This is a genomic window from Nonomuraea harbinensis (assembly GCF_019396385.1).
Taxonomy (GTDB): Bacteria; Actinomycetota; Actinomycetes; order Streptosporangiales; family Streptosporangiaceae; genus Nonomuraea; species Nonomuraea ferruginea.
On the sequence record NZ_JAHKRN010000059.1, the window covers coordinates 25,081 to 45,321 of the forward strand.

The following is a 20,241-nucleotide window of genomic DNA, read 5'->3' on the forward strand; positions in this document are numbered from 1 at the left end:
TGGCCTGTCCCGGTGACGGCACCGCGGACCGTCACCGTCGACGGCTCCCCCGTCCACGTCCTGGAGAGCGGCACCGGGCCCGCGGTGCTGATGCTGCACGGCTCCGGACCCGGTACGACCGGATCCGGAGCCTGGGCGTCAACGGCACAGGCACTGGGCACGTCCTGGCGCCTGGTGGCTCCTGACCAGGCAGGGTTCGGCCGCACACCGATCCCGGCGGGCTCCAGGGGCGGGCTCCGGCTGTGGACGGAGCAGGCCGCGGGCCTGATGGATGCTCTCGGTGTCGAGCGCTACGCCGTAGTGGGCCACTCCATGGGCGGTGCCGTGGCGCTGGCGTTGGCGGCCGCGCGTCCCCGGCAGGTCACCCATGTCGTGGCGGTCTCGACGATGGGCGCCCCCGGGGCGCCGCTGTCCGCCGAGCTCGACGCGATCTGGGCCGCCCCCGCCGGCCCGCCCGGGGCACGGGACATGTTGAGTCGCCTCGTCCTCGACCAAGCGCTCGTGACCGAGGCGGCCGTCGCTGCCCGTGCGGCCGCGATGCGAGCGGGGGCGGCCGTATTCGCGTCGTTGTTTCCTCCCCCCAGGGCACGCTGGGCCGACGACCTCGCCCTCTCGGAGCGAACGCTGGCGGGGATCCGCGCGCCGGTGCTGCTCGTCCACGGCGCCGAGGACCGAGTCACCCCGCTCGGAACGGCAGCCCTGCCCCTGCTCGAACACCTGGCCGATGTCCGTCTGCACGTGCTCGGCCGGTGCGGGCACGTGCCTGCGCTCGAACACCCGCACGACTTCAGGCAACTCCTGTCGTGCTTCCTCGGCCGGGAACAGGGCCCCTGATCGCTGCGACAGGTCCGCAGCCCGTACTCAAGTGCCGTTGTCGCTGTCGAGCACCTCCGTCACGCGTGCGCGAACGCCGGCCGGCAACGGTCCGCCCCGCAAGGGGTAGAGCACATTGCCCGCCACCCCCGCATCCGAAGCCGTGGCGAAGGTCCCGCGGATGACCCGTCCCGGCGTCACGATCAATGCCCTTCGCCGGGTGAAGGCGAGTGCGGCGGCCACCCCAGCGCGGTCTTGCCCGCGCCGACCGACATCACGCATGCCGCGCTCACCGTAGGAGAATCTCAGGACGACGTACTTCAGCCCCACAAGGTCGTTCTGCCGGAGCTGTGGAACTCGTAACCGTCGAGCCTCGATCACCACCCGCAGCCGCGCACCGGTGATCAGATAGTCAAGCCGGTAGGACCGGTCGTCGACCGTGACCGGGTGCTGGTCGCGGACGTGCTGCGCGATAGCCGGCCCAACTGCGGCGCTCAGCACCCACTTGACGAACGAGTTCTCCAGGAACGCTGTCGATCACCCCCAGCGCCGCCCGTACAAGTGTGTAGCGCGCCTTCGGTCTCCAGCAACCGCATCCATGTCACCGCGCCGGAGAATCGCACATGGCCTTTTGACGGGTCGTTTCGTCGACCAGGAAAGGAGATCCGCGGGCCCGTGGAACCCCGCCCACCCGGCGCGACAGCCGGGCAGCCACGCTGACCCCAGCGGGGCAATCGACCTCCGGCCGAAGACCTCAGCCGACCAACTCAAGGTCGAGTAGGGTCGGGGACTGGCGCGGTGGCGTCTCCTGGCGGTAGGGCCTGGGGCCTTCATGTTCCGCCGGTTTCCCAGTCGGTTGTGCCACCCCAGTGACCGTGGCCAGGTTCGTTGCTCCGTTTCCAGTCCCCGCCCGTCGAACCGTGCATGCCGTTCTCCAGCACACGGCTCACCGACGTCGTTCACCGCCTGGCATTCGGCGTCCCCGCCAGTCCCGGAAGGGCCTGGGTGCGACGACGATTCCCGACAACGTGACCAGGCCGAGTTGGTCCGGGGACTGGAAGGCCACAACCGACCAGCCGAACCCTCGCGAGCGGCGATGGCGTTTGCGGAGCACGAGTGCCATCCGCATCCGCGCGTAGCTCCTGATCTCGTTGAAGTGGCGGGAGGAGTTCCCGAACCGGAAGTAGGCGGCCCAGCCGCGCAGGAACCGGTTGATGTCCTCCACGATCACTTCCGGGTGCAGCAGCAGCCGGGATCGGAGCGTCAGCTGACGGATCCGGTCACGAGCGTGCTGCATGGCCCGGTCGGCGGGCCAGCGGGCGAGGAAGGTGACAGGCCGTTTGCCGTCCCGGCCCGAACTGCGCACCAGACGGTGGTGGAAGCCGAGAAAATCCAGCCCTTTCCCACCGACCTCCAGACGCACGATCCGGGTCTTGGCCGCCTTCGGCTTCAAGCCGAGCTCGGCCAGCAGCACCGTCAGCCGCGCGAGCGCGCGTTCGGCCTGGCTGCGAGACCAGCACATCACCGTCACATCGTCGGCATAGCGCACCAGAACCCCGTCACCGTCATCCCACGCCCGATCAAGTCGGTGCAGGTAGACGTTGCAGAGCAAAGGTGAGATCACCCCGCCTTGCGCGGTTCCGGTGACCGGCCGACGTACCTGCCCCTCCTCCATCACCCCAGCGCGCAAGATCGCGCGCAGGAGCTTGAGAACGGACTGGTCACAGACGCGTTCCTCGACCGCTCGTATCAACTCCTGATGCGGAATCGCCGAAAAGCAGTCGGCGATGTCCGTCTCCACCACCCATCGGCGCCCGCGATAACACTCATCGATGAGCACCTGCAAGGCGTCGTGCGCCGAGCGCTGCGGACGGAACCCGAACGAGCAGCCCAGCATGTCCGCCTCGAAGACCGGTTCGAACACGATCTTCAACGCGGCCTGCACGATGCGGTCACGAACCGCGGGAATGGATAACGGCCTCTGCTCGGCCGTGCCCGGCTTGGGGATCAACACCCGCCGCGCCGGGAGCGGCCGATACCGCCCCTCCCGCAGTTCACCGGCCACCTCATCGAGAAGCCGGGCAACCCCGTACTCCTCGACCTGGGCCACAGTGGTCTTGTCGATACCGGGTGCGCCCTTGTTGGCGCGCACCGCGACCCACCCACGCTGCAGAACGTCCCTGCGGCAGACCTTGTCGAACAGCGCATGGAATCGACGTCCGGGATCAGCCTTGGCCGCCCGGTAGAGCGCATGCTGCAAGGCTCGGACCGGATCACGCGGAACCCGTGGTTCCCGTGACCCCGACGCGGTGGGACTAGCCTGACCGGCACTCACCGGGCCCCTCCATCACAGACAAACGCATCGACGAAGCAGCGGCCCTTCCCTCACCGCCGGTTGTGTTGTCCGGTCGGCTCCAGCAGTACTACGGCCGCCTCCGACGCCCACCCGGCCGGCACTTCCACTTCCCGGCGTTGACCGGTTATAGGACGCCACGCTCCAGCAACACGATGTCCGCAGGTTGCCGGGCCGGGGAGGGCCTCCCCAGTTCCCGTCGCCACTATCGATACGTTCCGCGCCCCATACGCCGGGGAGTCCTTGACGGCTGCGCTCCAGGCTCTTCACCGCGTCCATGGCCTTCGCCCTGGATTCGGGGGCTCGGCTCTCCCTGGTTCCCGACCTCACGGCCGGGACCTCTAACGACGCCGCAGGCTTCGCTTCATGCTACGGACCGCATCGTTGCTCCCCCATGAAAGGGCCTTTGACGCTGGGCTTCGACCCCGCCCGTTTCCAGACGAAGCCGCCAGCCTGCTACCGGGCCTCCTGGCAGCTACCCGGACCGGACTCCCACCGGCAAGCGACGACGAGCTTACGAACAGACAGATCAGCCGCTACGTCACGGCTTCACCTCCGTCCTGCTGGGCGCACGAAAGAACGAGGCTAGGCGATCCGCAGAGCGACCGAGGCTGCGTACTCCCGTCTGATTGGTCTGGTCCGAGTCAGATCGTCTTTCGGCTGCCGACACGCGTCACTCCTTGACATCGCCCGAGCTTCCTATTGAAGGGATGGAAAATCGCCAACGATCGGGGTGATCAGCCATCCCCTTCGCGATGAACCGCTCGGCGCTGTCCGACACGGTCCAGGCGGACCTCGCAGGATGGGGCAGGCCAGGACGCGGTCGCGGAAGTCGTCGAAGCGAGCGTCGTCCGCCATACGGGCAGCAGGAACAGGCCGGCCAGCGGGACGATCGCCGCTGCGGACGAGCAGCCCCACACGATGCGCACCGGAACCTCCTCGGGGGCTGTCTATCGCACCGATGGCAGGGCCGTCACCGGGCGCGGCACCAGAGGTGCCGCGCCCAGACGGTCAGCCGGCGGCTACGGCGGTCAGTTCGTCCAGGACCAGGGTGCCGGTGTAGCGGGCGTCAGGGTTGATCTCGTTGAAGAAGATGCGGCGCAGGCTCACGGGGTATGCCATGGTGTCCGGCAGGTCGTAGGTGATCTGCTGCCACCCGGGTTCGGTGATGAAGGCGGGTTCGATCGTGTGCAGGGTGCCGTTGCGGTCGACGACCTCCAGGCGGGTCCGCTGGTCGTGGCCTTCGGACTTCACCCACAGCTTGAACGCCGTCGGCCGGCCGGCCACCGGGAGGAGGTTGGCGGACGGCCAGATGCCGACGCCGCGCGTCGCGGTGCTCTGGGTGAAGTCGTAGTCCAGCTTCAGCCCGTTCCCGGCGTGACCGTCAGAGGTGGAGGAGGCGGTGCCGGTGGCGCGCAGGCTCCAGAAGTTCCAGTTCGAGGTGTCATCGAAGGTGTCCACGACGTCCTGGGACGTCCCGACGCCGACGACCAGCTCGGTCCGTACGCCGCCGGCGGACACCGTGACGACGTGCTCGCCCTCGGCGGCCCGCGCGGTGACGGTGAACGCGCCGGTGACGGTCGCGGTCACGTCCAGCGCCGCCTTGTCGTAGGTGAGGTGGACGTCGGCGGGGTCGATGGGGGCCGCGTACCCGGCGGAGTCCGAGCCGTTGACCTCGAAGGTTCCCTGGGCGCCCTTGTTCAGCAGGTTGATGCGGCGGGTGTCGGTCTCCAGGCGGGCCAGCCGGCCCAGCACGGTGAGGCCGATGTCTCCGGCGGCCTTGCCGTGCTCGGCCGTCACGGTCGTCTCACCGGACGACAGCGCGCGGAAGACGCCGTCGCGGTCGACCCGGCCGATCCGGCTGTTCTTGACCCGCCACTGCGGCTTGATCTTGCGCGGCACGCCGGCGGGACCGTACGTCTCGTCGTACGCGGCCGCCGTCAGCCGGCGGGTCAGTCCGGGGAAGACCCGCTCGGTACGCCACGACGCGGCGGCCTCAGGCCCGGGGAACCGGTCGCGTTCCGTCGCCGTGCTCACCCAGAAGCCCTTGGCCTTGCCGCTGCCCTTGGGCAGGAACATGGCCAGCCCGGTCGGCACGGGACGGGTGCCCGCCGCGTCGGACGGCCGGTTGACGAGGTCGGCCTGCTTCTGACCGGGTTCGCGCACGACGAGCGTCGTCGAGCCGCCGCCGTCGAGGTTGAGCGCGCTGTGGGCGCCCAGATCGACCATCATCTCGGCCAGCTCGTTCAGCCCGATGCCGCGGGAGAACTCGGGCTGCCGGCCGTCCACTGCGACCAGCCACATCTTGGTCCCGTCGGCGGAGAATCCGACGGCGGTCCTGGGCTCCGGCGTGTTGTTCTCGGGCGGAAGTTCGAGCGGCTTGCCGTCCGCGACGATGAGCTGACGTCCGCTCACGGCCGCCTTGACCTTCATGTCGCCGGGAGCCCGTAGGGCATAGTCCACGGAGACCGGGTCGCCGACCCGCAGCGAGGACAGCGCGTCGGCACCGGCCTCGCGTCCCACCAGCACGAACGCGCCTTCGGCGATCGCGCCCTCGCGGGGAACGTCCACCACCTCGGCCACGACGCCGTCGCGCACGACCACCTCGATGGTCCGCGCGACGCCCCTGACCGGATGGCAGCGGCAGTACGTGCCCCAGACCGGGGTGAACATCCCGATCTGGTCCTTGAGCAGCTCGGCCTTGTTGAGCGCGTCCAGCGGGACGGTCCTGCCGGGCAGCTTGACGGTGCCCTCGAAGACGATTTCGCCGATGGCGCCCACCTGGTCCTCGGAGAACATCACCGCGGTCTGGTTCGTCTGGGTCGCCTTGGTGTTGGGCAGCGGCGACTGCAGCAGCTCGCCGTCCTGGACGGCCACGCCCCAAGGCGCGCCGGAGGCGGCGATGTCGAAGTAGTCGGCGTTCGTCGCCGCGATGGCGCCCACTTCGCGCGCCATGTCGAGCAGCGGCCGCCGCGCGGCGACCTGGCCGGGGAACAGCCGCCCGATCCGCACGCCGGCCTTGAGGTCGGCGGACATCTGGTACGTCTGCAGCCAGCCGGGCTCCCCGGTGGCGCCGTCGGGCCCGTACAGCTCGACCGTGCTCAGCTCGACGCCAGGAGCGACCGGCCGGGTCTCGCGGTAGGTCTCGGTGCGGCCGTCGAGGACGCCCACGACGGCGGGCGCGACGGCGGGCGCGGCGGCGGGCGACGGCGTCCCCGCGTACGCCGGCCCGGTCAGGACCAGGGCGAGAGCCGCCGATAAGAGGGCAGAGGGGACTTTCCATCGCATCAAACCGTGACGGGACATGACCATCCTCCTCAAACAGCGATACCGGTCGCGCGCCGGAGCATGTACGCGGTCACCGGCGCGAACTCGGCGGGCGTGAAGTTGTCCTCGATCGGCAGGACGTGCTCGTGCCGTCCCCTGGCGCGCGCCAGGAACAGGGCGATGTCGTTGGCGTCGGCGATCGACAGCGTGTGCAGGCCGGCCGCGATCGCCGCGCCCGCCATGCCGTGGTCGGCGATGACGAGATCGATCCGCACGCCGCCGGCGGCCACCGCGGCGATCACGGCCTCCATGTGGTCGGGCCGGTGGGTGTGCAGGATCGCCTCGTCGTGGAAGGCGCACGCGACCCCGCCGAAGAACCGGATCCCCGTCTCGCCGGCGGCGTGGGCCCCGACGGCGCGGTCGAGCCGGTGGTCGTCGAGGACGCGGACGATCTGGTTGCCCGCGTTCCGTAGCGCGCGCGCCAGGTCGGCGTAGTGGTCGAGCAGCCCGGTCGGGTGCCCGGTCGCCAGCAGCACCGTGCCGCCGCCGTCCCGCAGGAAGGGGGCGAGGGCGTCGGCGTGCGCCCTGATGCCGGCCAGCGTGTGCTCGGGCGCGATGTACCCGAGCTCGGGGTCGCCGTCCGTGATGCGGTCGCCGATGCCGGCTTCGACGGCGGTCACGACCTCGTCGATGGACGCGGTACCCCAGTCCTCCAGGCCGAAGGTGTTGTCGGGGTCTCCTTTGAGCATCTTGTGCGCGTACGCCAGTGACTGCCGGCGGACGGTCCTGATGCCGCCGGACAGGCTCCGCTCGACGAGCAGGTCGCGCAGGTCCGCCGCTTCGTGTGCGATGCCCATGCGGTCAGCTCGCCGCGACCGCTACGACGGGCCGGGCGGCGGCTTCCGGTGGGCGCCACGCGCCCTCGACCCTGCGGAACGCCCGCGCCGCTCCCTCGCCGATGCTCAGCCGGACGTTCGCCCCCGGCGACCAGCCGCTCTGGGCGGAGTGCACGAGCACCACCGAGCCGCCGGTCTCGACGTAGGTGCGGACGACCGGGCCGAGGAACTGCACGTCGCGGACGACGCCGCGCAGCACCCCCGCACCGGGTGCGTCCTCCTCACTGAGCGACACGTCCTCAGGGCGTACGGACACATCGACGGGCGAGCCGGGCGAGACGGAGGACGACGTGCTCGCGGGCGTCGCGCGGAGCACCGCTCCGGCGACGTTCACCTCCCACGACTCGTCCGACCCGCCGGCGTACTCCCCCGCCAGCCAGTTCGTGATGCCGACGAAGTCGGCGACGTACCCGTTGGACGGGGCCAGGTAGATCTCGTGCCCGCTGCCGAGCTGTTCGAGCGAGCCGTCCTTCATGACGGCGATCCGGTCGCCCAGGGCCAGCGCCTCCTCCTGGTCGTGGGTGACGTAGACGATCGTCGTCCCGGTGTCGCGCTGGATCTCGCGCAGTTGGGTGCGCAGCTGGATGCGGGTCTTCGCGTCGAGGTTGGACAGCGGCTCGTCCATGAGCAGCACCGACGGCCGGATCGCCAGCGACCGGGCGACGGCGACGCGCTGCTGCTGCCCGCCCGAGAGCTCGTTCGGCCGCCGGCCGCCGAGTCCCGTGAGGCCGACCAGGTCGAGCGCCTCCTCGGTACGGCGGGCCCGCTCGTCCTTGGCCAGTTTCTGCGCCTTCAGCCCGAACTCGATGTTCTCCGCGACGGTGAGGTGCGGGAAGATCGCGTAGTCCTGGAACACCATGGACGTCGGCCGCGCGTCGGGGCCGTACCCTGACACGTCCACGCCGTCGATGAGCACGCTCCCGCTGTCCGGCTGGATGAACCCGGCGATCATCCGCAACGTGGTGCTCTTGCCGCACCCGCTGGCGCCGAGGAGGCAGAGGAACTCGCCGCGGCCGACGACGAGGTCGAGGTCGCGTACGGCCGGCACCCCGTCGAACGACTTGCACAACGACTTCAGTTCGATCATGGAATCTCCATCAGCAGGTGTCACAGGTCGTAGAGCCGCAGCCGGGAGCCGAGGGCGAGCTTCGCGACGGCGAGCCCGGCGAAGCTGACCACCATCAGGCCGGCCGCGACGCCGGTCGCGGCGCCCCACTGACCGAACTCGGCGAGGTTGACGATGGTGGGCGCGCCCAGGCCGATGCCCGGCGAGGTCAGGAAGATCACGGCACTCAGCGTGTTGATCGCGTGGAGGAACCCGAACACGAGCGACGTGGTGAACGCGCCGCCCAGCAGGGGGAACATGATCTGGACGATGACCCGGGCGCGCGAGGCGCCGAGGTCGGTGGCGGCCTCGTCGATCGACGGGCTGATCTGGTTGATGGTGGTCACCGCGGTGCGGTAGCCGACCGGGATGGCCCGCACGACCATGACCAGCACCAGGATCAGCGCGGTGCCGGTCAGCGCGATCGGCGGCTCGTTGAACGTGAGCAGCCACGAGATCCCGATCATCGTCCCGGGGATCGCCGACGGCAGCACCGCGAGCCCGTCCATCATGCCCCGGCCGAAGACCCGCGTGCGGTGCACGACGTACGCGGCGACCAGCGTGCTGATCGTCGTGATGATCGCCGCCGTGGCGGAGAACAGCGCGGAGTTGCGGATGTCGTCACCGCGCAGGAGCGCCGTCTGCCAGTGGTTCAGCGTGAGGCTCCAGTCCGCGCCCCACGCCCGGGTGAACGAGCCGACCAGGATGCTCCCGTAGATGAGGATCATCAGGACGCTGACCAGGCCGAGGACGGTGAGGAGCCCGCGCCGCACCGCCGCGGGCAGCGGCGCGGGCGGCAGGCTCCCGGTCTTGCCCGACACGGTGACCGCGGAGCGCCGCGCGAGGACGCGGCGCTGGATCAGGAAGAGGATCAGCGTCGGTACGAACAGCAGCACGCACAGCACCGCCGCCATCCCGAAGTCCTGCCGGCCCACCGCCTGCACGTACGCCTCGACCGAGAGCACCTGGTACCCGGCACCGATGAGGACGGGGTTGCCGAAGTCGGTGATGACGAACATGCCGACGAGCAGCAGCGCGTTCAGGATCGTGGGGAACGCCAGCGGCAGCGTGACCCGGCGGAAGGTCTGGAACCACGTCCAGCCGAGATCCCGGCTGGCCCACTCCAGGGTGGAGCCGATGTTCTTCAGCGTCGGCAGCAGGGTCAGCGTGGCCATGGGGAAGAAGGCCAGCGTCTGGACGAGCCAGAGCCCGCCGAGGCCGAGGAGGCTGATGTCCAGGCCGAGCAGCTCGTGCGTGATCAGACCGCGCCGCCCGAACAGCAGCAGCACCGCCAGGCCGACGACGAACGGCGGCGAGATCAGCGGGAGCAGGGCCATCACCCGCAGCACGGCCCGGCCCCTGATGTCGGGCCGGCTGAGGGCGTAGGCGAACAGGAAGCCGACCACGGTGGCGCTCAGCGTCGAGGCCACGCCGATGACGACGGTGTTCTTCGCGGCCGTCGCCACGCGCGGCTCGGCGAGCCTGCTCCAGGCCTCGCCGTCGGGCTCGAACAGCATGGCGACCGTCGGCACGAGGACGAGCAGGAGGAGCAGGCCGGCGACGTAGGCGACGAGCGTGCCCACCGTGATCCGATCGGCCAGCAGGCGTCTGCGGCTGCGCCGCTGCCAGTCCGGCCGGGACCCGGGGGCCCGCTCGGTCCGCTCTTCCGGTACGACGGTCTGCTGGGTCGTCGAGGGCACGGGCATCAGACCCCGTACCGCTTGGCGAACTCCTTGGACACCGCGTCGCGCATCTCGCCCGCGCGCACCGGGTCGTAGTCCACCAGGTCGAGCTCGGCGAGACCCTGCGCGCCGTCGGGCAGGTCCACGTCGCTCCGCACGGGGTAGGAGTGAACGAGGTCGACGATCATCTGGGACGCCTTCTCACCCTGGAGCCACTGGACGAACTTCTCGCCGCCCTGAGGGTTCGGCGACCCCTGGACGAGCGCGTTGCCGGAGATGACGACGCCGGTCGGCTTGGGGTAGACGAGCTCGATGGGGAACCCGGCCCCGCGCACGTTGAGCAGGTCATGAGCGAAGGAGACGCCGGCGGCGTACTCGCCGGTGGCGACCAGCTGCGACGGCGCTCCCCCGCTGTCGGTGTACTGGCCGATCAGCTTGTGGAACTCGTCGAGGAACTTCCACGCACCCGCCTCGTCGCCGTTGCGGAAGATCTGCGTCGCCACGAACGTGTACCCGGTGCCGGACAGCGTCGGGTTCGGCATGACGAGCTGGCCCTTCAGGTCGGGGCGCAGCAGCTCGTCCCACGTCGTCGGGAGCGGGGCGCCGCCGGTCTCCTCCTTCCACCGGTCGGCGTTGACGCCGACGGTCATCAGGATGAGCTCGTTGGCGTGCCAGTAACCCTCGGGGTCGACGAACCGCTTGTCGATGCCCTCGGCCGTGGGCTTGAACGACCGGATCAGCTTCTCCTTGGCGAGCGGTCCGGCGTCCCCGCTGGCCAGGCCGATCACGTCGGCCGCGGGGCGGCCGGCCTCGGCCTTCAGCCGCGCCAGGAGCTCGCCGGCGCTCTGCCGCAGCACCTCGACCTCGATGCCCGACTCGGCCTTGAACGCCTCGGCCAGCCGCCGGGCGGGTTCCTCGGGCATCGGCGTGTACCAGGTCACCGTGCCGCCGGACGCGGATGCGGCGTCGTCGCCGCCGTCGGATCCGCAGGCCGACCCGAGCATGAGGAGTGCGAGAGAGAGCGCGCCTGCGGCGACTCGTAACAGGGACTTGTGCATGAGTGACCGCCTTCGGATCGATGCGCCCGCAGGAAGGGACGCAAGGTCACGATGCACAAAATGGTGTTATCGGTGACGCGAGATGTCAATATCTCTTGTAAACCAATTGACGGGTCGTCATCCCAAAGACGTCGCCTTGTGGGTCACTCCGCGAGGGTGTCCGAGGTCCTCCTCCAGGGTCGACGTGAGGTCCAGCTCCGATGTGATCATGTAGCGGTCGCCGCGGAACAACGTCTGGGTGAACTCGACCGGAACGCCCTCGGACGTGCGGGTCGCGGTCCTGAAGAGGAAGGCGGGAGAGTACGGCGGCGCGTCCAGCACGGCCGACTCCTCCTGGCTGAGCACCGTCGGCTCGATGGTCTGCGTGCCCGCCGCCACCTTCAGGCCGTAGCGGTCGGAGAGCAACTGGTAGAGGGACTTCTCCTCCAGTTCCTCGGCGGGCAGGCCGGGCACCAGCGCGTCGGGGAGCGTCGTGGTGGCGAGCGCGATCGGGTCGCCGTCGGCCAGCCGCAGCCGGCGGATCGTCACGATCATGTCGGACGGCGCGATCTGCAGCCGCCAGCTCATGCGGACGCCCGCGTCGGAGCGCTCCACGCCGACGACGCGGGTGGAGGGCGTGATGCCGCGCCGGCGCAGCCCCATCGAGAACGACGACGCCGTCGGCGACTGGGTGATCGTGGGCCGCGCGACGTAGGTGCCGCTGCCCTGCTTGCGGATGAGATGACCGTCCCTGACCAGGTCGTCGACGGCGCGCCGCACCGTGAGCCGGGAGACGCCGCAGTCCTCTTCAAGCACTCGCTCGGGCGGGATCGGATCTCCCACGTTGAGGTCTTCGAGCAGGCTCATGATCCGCTCGCGGACCATGTTGTGCTTGCGCCCGCGACGAGCGTCCGCGTCGCTCACGTCCACCCCCTCCAACCCCTTCAAGGCGACACCCGCACCTCTCCCGCATGTTACGCCACAGCCATGGATTGGTATTGACGACTTGTATACCAACTCTTACAGTCACCGAAGAATCATGACCTTCCGGTGAACCAGGGCGGGGCGCGACGACGCCACCGCCACTCCTCCGTCCCACGGCTGGCCGCGACCGTCAGGCCGGGTCCGATCATCGTCGCATCAGGGCCGACGCATGACCACCCTGCCCCGACGCGCGCCTTCCCCCGACCGGCCTCAGCCCTGAACAGCATCGTTCCGACAAAGGAGCACCGATGGGCAACCACATGGTCAATCGACGTCATCTCTTCGGGCTCGCGGGCGCCGGCGGCGCCGCCCTCGCGGTCCCCGGCCTGTTAGCGACGCCGGCGCACGCCGCCGCCCCGCAGCCGCCCGCCGCGTGGCCCACCGAGTTCGTCGAGGTGACGCCCAGCGTCGAGGGCGACATCGCCTGGTACGACGTCTCGCACTGGGGCGTCGAGGGCAAGGGCTGGTCCGACACGGCGGCCTACTACGACCGGCTCCCGGCCAAGGCCGAAGGCGTCGTGACCCCCGAGGTCTGGGTGCGCAGCCGCAACTCCTCGGGGCTTCTGACCCGGTTCGTCACCGACTCGACCATCTTCCGGGCCCGCTACCGGCTCAGCCTGGCCACCGTCGCGATGTACCACATGCCGGCCATCGGCCACAGCGGCGTGGACCTGTACGCGCGCACCCCCGCAGGACAAGACGCCTGGCTCGCCAACACGCACCCGGCGGCGCAGAACGTCGACCAGCAGATGGGCATCGCGGTCGACCCAGGAGAGCGCCTCTACACCGCCTACCTGCCGCTGTACAACAGCCCGCAGCGGCTGGAGATCGGCGTCCAGGCCGGCGCCAAGTTCCTCGGGGCCGCACCGCGCACCACCCCGCCCGCCGTCTTCTACGGCAGCTCGATCATGCAGGGCGGCGTGGCGTCCAGGCCCGGCATGTCCATCACCGCGCTCCTGGGCCGCCGCTTCGACGTCCCCACCGTCAACCTGGGCTTCTCCGGCAACGCGCGGATGGAGCCCGAGATCGCCGAGCTGCTCACCGAGCTCGACGCGTCCGTCTACGTGGTCGACAGCTCCCCCAACATGAACCCGCAGCAGATCGCGGAACGCGCCGAACCCTTCGTCCGCATCCTGCGCGCGGCCCGCCCTGACACGCCCATCGTGCTCGTCGAGGACCGCCGGTACGGGGACGGCCAGTTCGTCGAGTTCCGCCGCACCCGCAACGCCCAGAACGCGGCCGCCCTGCGCACGGCCTACACGAACCTGCGCCGCTCCGGCGTCAGAGGTCTCTCCTACCTCTCGGCCGACAAGCTCCCCGGACCTGAGGAGCTGGTGGACGGCTCGCACCCGAGCGACCTCGGCATGGCGACGTACGCCGACGCGTACGAGAAGGTCCTGCGCCCGATCCTGAAGAGACGAGGCCACTGACCGCCGCTCTGCACTGCCCCGGGGCTCGCGGCACGTCCCGGGGCACGGCCCGGACTGGAGCACATGAGGGAGATCATCACAGGCGGCGGGCCCACCGGCCTGATGCATCGCTCGGACGGCCTGGACCAGTACGAGGTGTACAGGTTCTCCGCCGACGCGTACTCCTCGTCCAGCATCACGTCATCGAAAAGCGCTGGGCCAGTGCGTGGTGCCTGCACCGGCCAGCCGATCCCGCGGCCGAGGACTGGGTCGCCACCCACGCCTCGGCCCTCCTGGTCGCAGGCGGGAACGCCGAGGGCAATACCCGCTGCGGCGATGAGAGTGCCCCGATCGAGGGCGATGGTGCGGACGAGCCGCGAACAGGGGAACGGACCCGCATGCGGCACCGCCTCGTAACGCATCGCGGGGTTCGGTCAAGTACAAGGTGTAAGCACCGTTGGACGAAGGGAACGCAGCTCTTGCGGCTCGACCAGGAGGGACCGGCGGACCCGTTAGCTCGGACGCAGGGTTTCGAAGCCTTCTACCTGCGACATTTCGACGTGATGACACGGTTCGTCGCACGCCGGGTGGCCGACCCGCACACGGTGGCCGATCTGACGGCGGAGATATTCCTTGCGGCGCTGCACTCCCGGCACACCTACCGGCCAGGACAGGGCAGCGAGACCGGATGGCTGTACGGAGTGGCGCGTAACGTGCTGTCGGTCCAACGACGCCGCAGCGAGCGCGAGGCCCGTGCCGTCGAACGGGTCGTCGCGCGCCGGCTGCTGGACGGCGACGACATCGCCGACCTGACCGACCGCATCGACGCCGAAGAGCCCGCCCGGCGTGCCTTGTCGGCCATGGCCGACCTGCCAGAAGGGGAACGGGCGCTGCTCGAGCTCGTGGTCATCGACCAGCTGACAGTGGCAGAGGCGGCCCAGGCCCTGGGCATCAGGGTCGGCACGGCCAGAGTCCGGCTGCATCGCGCCCGGCGGACTCTACGGAAGGTACCCGGCGTAGCGGCGGCTCTCGTGACGGAAGGACTGTGATGACGGTGTCGTTCAGGGACAAGCTGCTCGCGGAACTGCGCGCGGAGGCCGCCACGGTCCCGTGGGAACCCCGGCCGGCGCGCCGGCCCGCACGCCATCTGGTGGCTGCGGCGGGGTTGGCCGCAGCGGTGGCCGCAGCGGTGGCGGTCGTCATACCGCTGATGTCGCAGACGCCGGCGTTCGCCGTGGTCAAGAACCCCGACGGTACCGTCACCGTGCGGATCAACGAGTTCGTCAGGCCCAAGGAGTTGGAGAAAAGGCTGAGGGAGGAGGGCGTGCGAGCGGTGATCGATTACGTCCCGTACGGACAGACCTGCCGAGAGCCGCGAGGGGAGATCGTGCCCCAGCCGGAAAGGATGCCGCTGAGACGAGCGGAGGACTCGATGGACTTCTGGATCGACCCGAAGGATTTCGGGCCGGACGAGACGCTCGTCGTCCAGATGCACTCCGCCAACGACGACCCGGCCAAGAGCAATGGAGGCAGCGTCGGAGTCGTCCGTGGACCGGTCGCACCGTGCGAGCTCGTTCCGGTCGCGTTCAGCGGCGTAGAACGAGAGTGACCCAGCCCAGGGCACCTGCCTTGGGCACCGGGTAGTGGCGGCCAGCGGGTGTCACACAGGGACTTGCTCTGTTACTAGCAGTAGTTGCCGGTCATGGCGCCATTGGTGAGAGCGGCCGAAGACAGGTCCTCGAAGCCCTCACGACCCCAACGCCTTCCCGCCCGACCGCGACCGAGGACACGGCCATCACCGACAGCGACGATCACTTGCCGGGAACGACTCGGTGGTTCCGCGCGTTCGGGCGCGTCGCAAGGGTGGTGATGAAGGTGGCGATCTCGACAGGGTTCTCTTCGGCCATGAAGTGACCGGACGCGGTCGGCTGGTAGGTCAGGTCCCGCGCCCAGGCCCGCCACAGCGATGCGGCGTCGAAGCCGAGCTGGGAGCCCCAGTCCTGAGAGATGACGCCGACCGGCATCGCGAGCTGCGCGCCACGCTCACGGTCGGCTCGATCCATCTCGAGATCGATGCTCGCGGTGGCCCGGTAGTCGGCCACGATGGAGTCGACCGCGGCGACCGAGCTGTCGATGTAGTGGGCGCGCTCCTCATGGGTGAAAGTCGTGCCGCTGGGGTCCCAGGCGTCCAGGAAGGAGCCGAAGAACTCCGGAGCGACCGCGCGGATCATCTTCTCGGGAAGCCCGACGGGCTGAGCCATCAGGTACAGGTGCCAGGCGACCTTGGCGTCGACTCCCTGGAGAACGGCCCAGGTGTCGAGGGTGGGCAGGACGTCGAGGATTCCCAGGTAGTCCACGACGGCGGGGTGGTCCAAGCCTGCGCGGACGGCGACCAGCGCACCGCGGTCGTGCCCGACGAGCCCGAAGTGGTCCACGCCGAGGGCGGAGGCGACCGTCACGATGTCCTGAGCCATCGTGCGCTTGGAGTACGTGGCGGGGTCACTCCCGTCCGGCTTGTCGCTGTCGCCGTATCCGCGCAGGTCAGGGACGATGACCCGGTGGTCGTCGGCGAGCCGCGCCGCGACGTGGCGCCACATGTAGTGGGTCTGCGGGAACCCGTGCAGGAGGACCACGGCCGGCCCGCTCCCGCCGACGGCGACGTTGAGGTTGACGCCGTCGGCGCCGGGGATGGTCCGGTAGTCGAAGCCGCTGATCGTCAGTCGGGTGGTCATGCGTTCTCCTTCGCGTCAGGCGCGGCGGTCTCATGGGCGGTGAGGGCTGGGCGGCCGGAGAAGATCCCGGCGGGCAGGGGCGCACGCCCCGACGATGCCTTCAGGGCTGGGATGACGACGGTGTCGACGAGTGCGGACAGGTACTCCTCGTCGACCGCGAGGCCGTTGACCCGTCGCAGCAGGAGGGCGGCACCGACCACCTCCTCGAAGGCGAAAGGGTCCGCGCCGTCGGGCAGCTCGCCGCGTGCGATCGCGGTGTCGATGACCCGTCGAGGCAACCGGGCACCTGTTGGGCCGACGGCGTTCTCGATGGCCTCGCACAGGCCCGGGTCCTCCAGACCCGCCTGCAGAAGCAGCATCGCGGTCTGACTGTCCGCGGCGCGCATGGTCTGGTCCAGCCGCCGGCACAGGCTCAGCACGTCCCCGCGCAGGGTGCCCGTGTCGATCGGCTCACCGGCCTCGCGCTCTGCGGGCCCTGCCTTGACCGCGGCGATCACCATCTCCCGCTTGGACCCCCACCGTCGGTACAGGCTCGCCTTGGATGTCTGGCACCGCCGGGCGACCTCCTCGAAGGACACCCCCTGGTAACCGGACTCCCCCAGCACCTCCAGGACGACAGCGGTGATCCGCTGATCCAGAGCCGCGTCACGGGGACGGCCGCGCGCCGCCCCCTCACCATTATCTCGATACGTCACGTACCGTATCGTAATACAGGTACAGCGGATGACTGCGCGTTCGCTGATACCGAAGGCACGGACAGGCTTGTCAGGCCGTCGCGTGACCTTCGGCGAAGGCCGTGGCGAAGGCGTCGTCGCCGAGTGCGGACCGCGCCGTGGCCGTGATGCGGTCGACGTCCCCGTGCTCCTCGGGTGGCAGGGGTGCGCCCGCGGACCGGCGCAGGGCGGCGGCTTCGCCGAGGAGTCGTGCCGCTTCCGCATGGGCGCCCGTCAGGGCCGCCGTGCCGGCCAAGCCTTCGAGGGCGAGCGCGATCGCCCTGGGGTCGCCGGTGTCCTGTGCGACGGCGAGGGCCTCCCGGTGGAGTTCCTCCGCCGCGGCGGCGTCTCCTCTCTGCTCGGCGGTGAAGCCGAGCTCGGCCAGCCCGAGCGCGATGCCCGGCGCGTACCGCACCTCGCGTTCCCAGGCGAGGACGTCGCGCATGTGGGCCTCGGCGTCGTCGAGGCGGCCCGCTCGGCGGGCGGTGAGGGCCAGGCCGGTGCGGGCGAAGGTCTCGCCTGTGCGGTAACCGTGCTCGGCGGCGAGGGTCCTGGCTCGCTCGTGGCGCCGGTCGGACTCGGCGTGGTCGCCGGCCAGCAGGGCGATCCGGCCGAGCCCGGACTGGAGCAGCGAGACCTGCAGCCACAGCCCGAGTTCCTCGGCCAGCCGGAGTCCGGTGCGGCCGAGATCGGCGGACCTGCGATGGTCGCCCTTGATCTCCGCGAGCCTGCCGAGCAGGTCGATGGCCCGTACCTGCCCCCACCGGTCCCCCAGCTCTTCGAATATCGCCAGGCTCTCGTTCCCGGCTCGTTCGAGCGTGCCGAGGTCGCTGCGGACGAGTGCGTGGTTGGCCACGGTGGCCAGCGCCGCGGCGGTGCCCCAGCGGTCGCCGAGCCGCTGGAGCACGGGGAGCGCCCGGTTGACCAGTTCCTGGCTGAGGGCCAGGTCGCCGGCTCCGAGCAGCACGTCGCTGAGAAACCACTCCGCTCTGGCGCGTTCGCCGGGGTCGGCGATGGTCTCCGCGGGCGTACGGAAGTCCGTCGTACGCTCGCCCAGCAGATCCAGCCCGGTCTGCCAGGCCTCGGCCCGTGCTCTCGTCGCGGCGGGGGCCGCCCCCCGGATGGCCAGCGCCATCGTGAACGCGCGCCGGCCCTCGCCGATCCTCCCGCGCAGGAACCAGTACCAGGCCAGCGCGTTGACCAGGCGCAGGGCGAGGCCGGCGTCCTGCCGCCGGACGGCCTCCTCCAGCGCCGCGCGCAGGTTGCCGTGTTCCGCGTCCAGGCGCCGAAGCCAGCGCCGCTGGTCAGGGCCATGCAGCCGCGGCTCCGCGCGCTCGGCCAGCTCGGTGTGGAAGATCAGGTGCCGGAGGCGGACCCGTTCGGTCTCACCGGCCTCCTCCAGACGGTCCAGCGCGTAGGCCGCGACCGATTCCAGCAGCCGGTAGCGGCTGCTGCCCGCTCCACCGGCCCTGACCACCATCGAACGGTCGACGAGGCGGGCCAGCAGGTCGAGGACGTCCTCCGGCGCCACGTCGCCGCCGTCCGCGCAGATCTCCTCAGCCGCCTCCAGCGCGCAGCCCTCCGTGTGTACGGCGAGGCGCCGCAGGACAAGGCGTTCCGGCTCGGACAGCAGCTCCCAGCTCCAGTCGATCATCGCGCGCAGGGTCCGCTGCCGCGCCGGGGCGCCGCGGTGTCCGGAGGAGAGCAACCGGAACCGGTCGTCGAGCCGTTCGGCCAGGTCATGGACGTCCAGTGCGCGCAGGCGGGTGGCCGCCAGCTCCAGGGCCAGCGGGACGCCGTCCAGCCGGCGGCAGATCGCCGCGACCACCCGGGCGTTGGTGTGGTCGATCACGAACCCGGGAACGGCGGCCGCCGCGCGCGCCTCGAACAACCGGACGGCGCTGAACCTGCGGAGGGTCGCCACCCCGGTCTCGGCCGGGGAGAGGGGCGCCTCCAGCGGCGGGACCGGCCAGACGGACTCCCCGGCGAGCCCCAGGGGCTCCTGACTGGTGGCGAGTATCCGCACCTCCGGCGCGGCCCGCAGCAGCCGCTCGCTCAACGCGGCGACCTCGTCGATCACGTGCTCGCAGTTGTCCAGGACGAGCAGTGTCCGGCGGGTACGCAGCGCGTCGGCGAGCCGTTCCGCCGGATCCGAGGGAGCGCCGGAACGCGGCATGCCGGGGGCGGTGTCGTCGCGGATGTCGAGCACGGCGATGACCTTCTCCACGAGCCGGTCGGTCCCGGGCGGCCCGGCCGTCCTGTCGAGGCCGGCCAGCTCGACGAGCCACACGCCATCAGGGTGATCCGCGGCGACGCCAGCGGCGGTCTCCAAAGCCATCCGCGTCTTGCCGACACCGCCCGGGCCGGTGAGAGTGACCAGCCTGGCCGACTTCAGCAGCGCCTGGACCTGGGCCAGCGCCTCCTCACGCCCGACCAGCTCGCTGATCTGCGCGGGCAGGTTCGTCCGCGGCGCCGCCTCTGGCGCGGTGGCCAGGGCAGGGTCCTGCTCGAGGATCCGGCGGTGGAGTCCGGCGATCTCCGGCCCTGGGTCCAGGCCCAGTTCCTCACGCAGCCGCGTCAGCAGGTCGGCGTAGGTCTCGAGGGCGTCGCTCTGCCGGCCGGTGCCGTACAGGGCGCGCATGTACGCGGCGCGGAGGCGTTCGCGCAGCGGATGGCGTTCGACCAGGTCGCCCAGCTCGCCCGCCAGGGCGCCCAGCTCACCGATCTCCAGGCGCGCCTCCGCCCGTTCCTCGAGGGCGGTGAGCCGCTGCTCTTCCAGGAGCGCCATCGGCAGCCGCGCGAACTCCTCGTCGGCGAAGTCGGCGTAGGCCGGCCCGCGCCACAGCTCCAGCGCCTCGGTCAGCAGGCCCGCCCGTGCACGCGGGCTGGGCGCCTCGCGCGCCCGCGCCAGCAGCCCGGTGAACCGCATCGCGTCGACGGCCTCCGCATCGATCCGAAGCCGGTACCCGATGGTCTCCTCGAAGGACACCAGGTCCCTGGCGCCCGGCTCGGCCTCGTCCAGGGCGCGGCGCAGCTGCGAGACCTTGACCTGGAGTGCCCCGGACGGGTTGCGCGGCGGCGCGACACCCCACAGGTCGTCGATCAGCCGGTCCACCGGCACCGGCCGCCCCTCATGCCCGAGGAGCACGGCCAGCAGCGCGCGGACCTTCGCCCCGCGCACCACCACCGGGGCGCCGTCCGCCGTCCATACCCCCAGCGGCCCGAGCACCCCGAATCGCATGTCGTCACA

At 70.6% G+C, this 20,241-nt stretch carries 15 protein-coding genes; 4 read left to right on the plus strand and 11 right to left on the minus strand.

Features of this window, described 5'->3' with window-relative positions:
• Nucleotides 1-12 precede the first annotated feature (12 nt).
• On the plus strand, nt 13-834 hold the full coding sequence (locus KME79_RS38245; protein WP_219550441.1) for an alpha/beta fold hydrolase: 822 nt from the start codon (nt 13-15) through the stop codon (nt 832-834).
• Between the two features lie 27 nt (nt 835-861).
• On the opposite strand, the gene KME79_RS38250 is transcribed toward KME79_RS38245, so the two are convergent.
• The 8 genes from KME79_RS38250 to KME79_RS38285 form a co-directional block, all read right to left on the minus strand.
• Complete coding sequence (locus KME79_RS38250; protein ID WP_219550443.1) at nt 862-1,314, minus strand: hypothetical protein; 453 nt, start codon at nt 1,312-1,314, stop codon at nt 862-864.
• A 445-nt stretch (nt 1,315-1,759) separates the two neighbouring features.
• Nucleotides 1,760-3,073: a group II intron reverse transcriptase/maturase gene (gene ltrA, locus KME79_RS38255; RefSeq protein WP_219550445.1), complete on the minus strand. Its 1,314-nt coding sequence runs from the start codon at nt 3,071-3,073 to the stop codon at nt 1,760-1,762.
• A gap of 1,104 nt (nt 3,074-4,177) precedes the next feature.
• Nucleotides 4,178-6,454 carry a phosphodiester glycosidase family protein gene (locus KME79_RS38260; RefSeq protein WP_219550447.1) on the minus strand — a complete coding sequence of 759 codons (2,277 nt, stop codon included), beginning with the start codon at nt 6,452-6,454 and terminating at the stop codon, nt 4,178-4,180.
• Nucleotides 6,455-6,483: 29 nt separating this feature from the next.
• Complete coding sequence (locus KME79_RS38265) at nt 6,484-7,290, minus strand: phosphatase (protein WP_219550449.1); 807 nt, start codon at nt 7,288-7,290, stop codon at nt 6,484-6,486.
• 4 nt (nt 7,291-7,294) lie between these two features.
• Nucleotides 7,295-8,416 (minus strand): ABC transporter ATP-binding protein, encoded by a 1,122-nt coding sequence (locus KME79_RS38270; protein ID WP_219550451.1) that lies wholly within the window; start codon nt 8,414-8,416, stop codon nt 7,295-7,297.
• A 20-nt stretch (nt 8,417-8,436) separates the two neighbouring features.
• Nucleotides 8,437-10,134 carry an ABC transporter permease gene (locus tag KME79_RS38275; protein WP_219550453.1) on the minus strand — a complete coding sequence of 566 codons (1,698 nt, stop codon included), beginning with the start codon at nt 10,132-10,134 and terminating at the stop codon, nt 8,437-8,439.
• A gap of 5 nt (nt 10,135-10,139) precedes the next feature.
• The gene (locus tag KME79_RS38280; protein WP_219550455.1) at nt 10,140-11,174 is read right to left on the minus strand and encodes an ABC transporter substrate-binding protein; all 1,035 of its coding nucleotides are present in this window, start codon (nt 11,172-11,174) and stop codon (nt 10,140-10,142) included.
• A gap of 117 nt (nt 11,175-11,291) precedes the next feature.
• Nucleotides 11,292-12,077: a GntR family transcriptional regulator gene (locus KME79_RS38285; protein WP_219550457.1), complete on the minus strand. Its 786-nt coding sequence runs from the start codon at nt 12,075-12,077 to the stop codon at nt 11,292-11,294.
• Between the two features lie 308 nt (nt 12,078-12,385).
• Between KME79_RS38285 and KME79_RS38290 the strand changes: the two genes are divergently transcribed.
• The 3 genes from KME79_RS38290 to KME79_RS38300 all read left to right on the plus strand — a co-directional run bounded on the left by KME79_RS38290 (nt 12,386) and on the right by KME79_RS38300 (nt 15,155).
• Nucleotides 12,386-13,567, plus strand: a complete 1,182-nt coding sequence (locus KME79_RS38290; RefSeq protein WP_219550459.1) for an SGNH/GDSL hydrolase family protein — start codon at nt 12,386-12,388, stop codon at nt 13,565-13,567.
• A gap of 458 nt (nt 13,568-14,025) precedes the next feature.
• The gene (locus tag KME79_RS38295) at nt 14,026-14,595 is read left to right on the plus strand and encodes an RNA polymerase sigma factor (protein WP_246641131.1); all 570 of its coding nucleotides are present in this window, start codon (nt 14,026-14,028) and stop codon (nt 14,593-14,595) included.
• Nucleotides 14,595-15,155, plus strand: coding sequence for a hypothetical protein (locus tag KME79_RS38300; RefSeq protein ID WP_219550463.1), 561 nt, complete (start codon nt 14,595-14,597; stop codon nt 15,153-15,155). Before KME79_RS38295 ends, KME79_RS38300 begins: the two co-directional genes overlap by 1 nt.
• A gap of 202 nt (nt 15,156-15,357) precedes the next feature.
• Here KME79_RS38300 and KME79_RS38305 read toward each other — a convergent pair whose 3' ends face one another.
• From KME79_RS38305 to KME79_RS38315, 3 genes are all read right to left on the minus strand, one after another.
• Nucleotides 15,358-16,278: an alpha/beta fold hydrolase gene (locus KME79_RS38305; protein ID WP_219550465.1), complete on the minus strand. Its 921-nt coding sequence runs from the start codon at nt 16,276-16,278 to the stop codon at nt 15,358-15,360.
• A complete protein-coding gene (locus KME79_RS38310; RefSeq protein ID WP_219550467.1) occupies nt 16,275-16,973 on the minus strand; it encodes a TetR/AcrR family transcriptional regulator in 699 nt (232 codons plus the stop codon). Before KME79_RS38310 ends, KME79_RS38305 begins: the two co-directional genes overlap by 4 nt.
• Before the next feature lie 70 nt (nt 16,974-17,043).
• A complete protein-coding gene (locus KME79_RS38315) occupies nt 17,044-20,232 on the minus strand; it encodes an AfsR/SARP family transcriptional regulator (protein WP_219550469.1) in 3,189 nt (1,062 codons plus the stop codon).
• Nucleotides 20,233-20,241: the final 9 nt, after the last annotated feature.

Coding starts and splice junctions, on each gene's coding strand:
- KME79_RS38300 (WP_219550463.1), top strand. CDS start 14,595: ATGACGGTGTCGTTCAGGGACAAGCTGCTCGCGGAACTGCGCGCGGAG.
- KME79_RS38260 (WP_219550447.1), bottom strand. CDS start 6,454: ATGCGATGGAAAGTCCCCTCTGCCCTCTTATCGGCGGCTCTCGCCCTG.
- KME79_RS38280 (WP_219550455.1), bottom strand. CDS start 11,174: ATGCACAAGTCCCTGTTACGAGTCGCCGCAGGCGCGCTCTCTCTCGCA.
- KME79_RS38315 (WP_219550469.1), bottom strand. CDS start 20,232: ATGCGATTCGGGGTGCTCGGGCCGCTGGGGGTATGGACGGCGGACGGC.
- KME79_RS38290 (WP_219550459.1), top strand. CDS start 12,386: ATGGGCAACCACATGGTCAATCGACGTCATCTCTTCGGGCTCGCGGGC.
- KME79_RS38305 (WP_219550465.1), bottom strand. CDS start 16,278: ATGACCACCCGACTGACGATCAGCGGCTTCGACTACCGGACCATCCCC.
- KME79_RS38265 (WP_219550449.1), bottom strand. CDS start 7,290: ATGGGCATCGCACACGAAGCGGCGGACCTGCGCGACCTGCTCGTCGAG.
- KME79_RS38270 (WP_219550451.1), bottom strand. CDS start 8,416: ATGATCGAACTGAAGTCGTTGTGCAAGTCGTTCGACGGGGTGCCGGCC.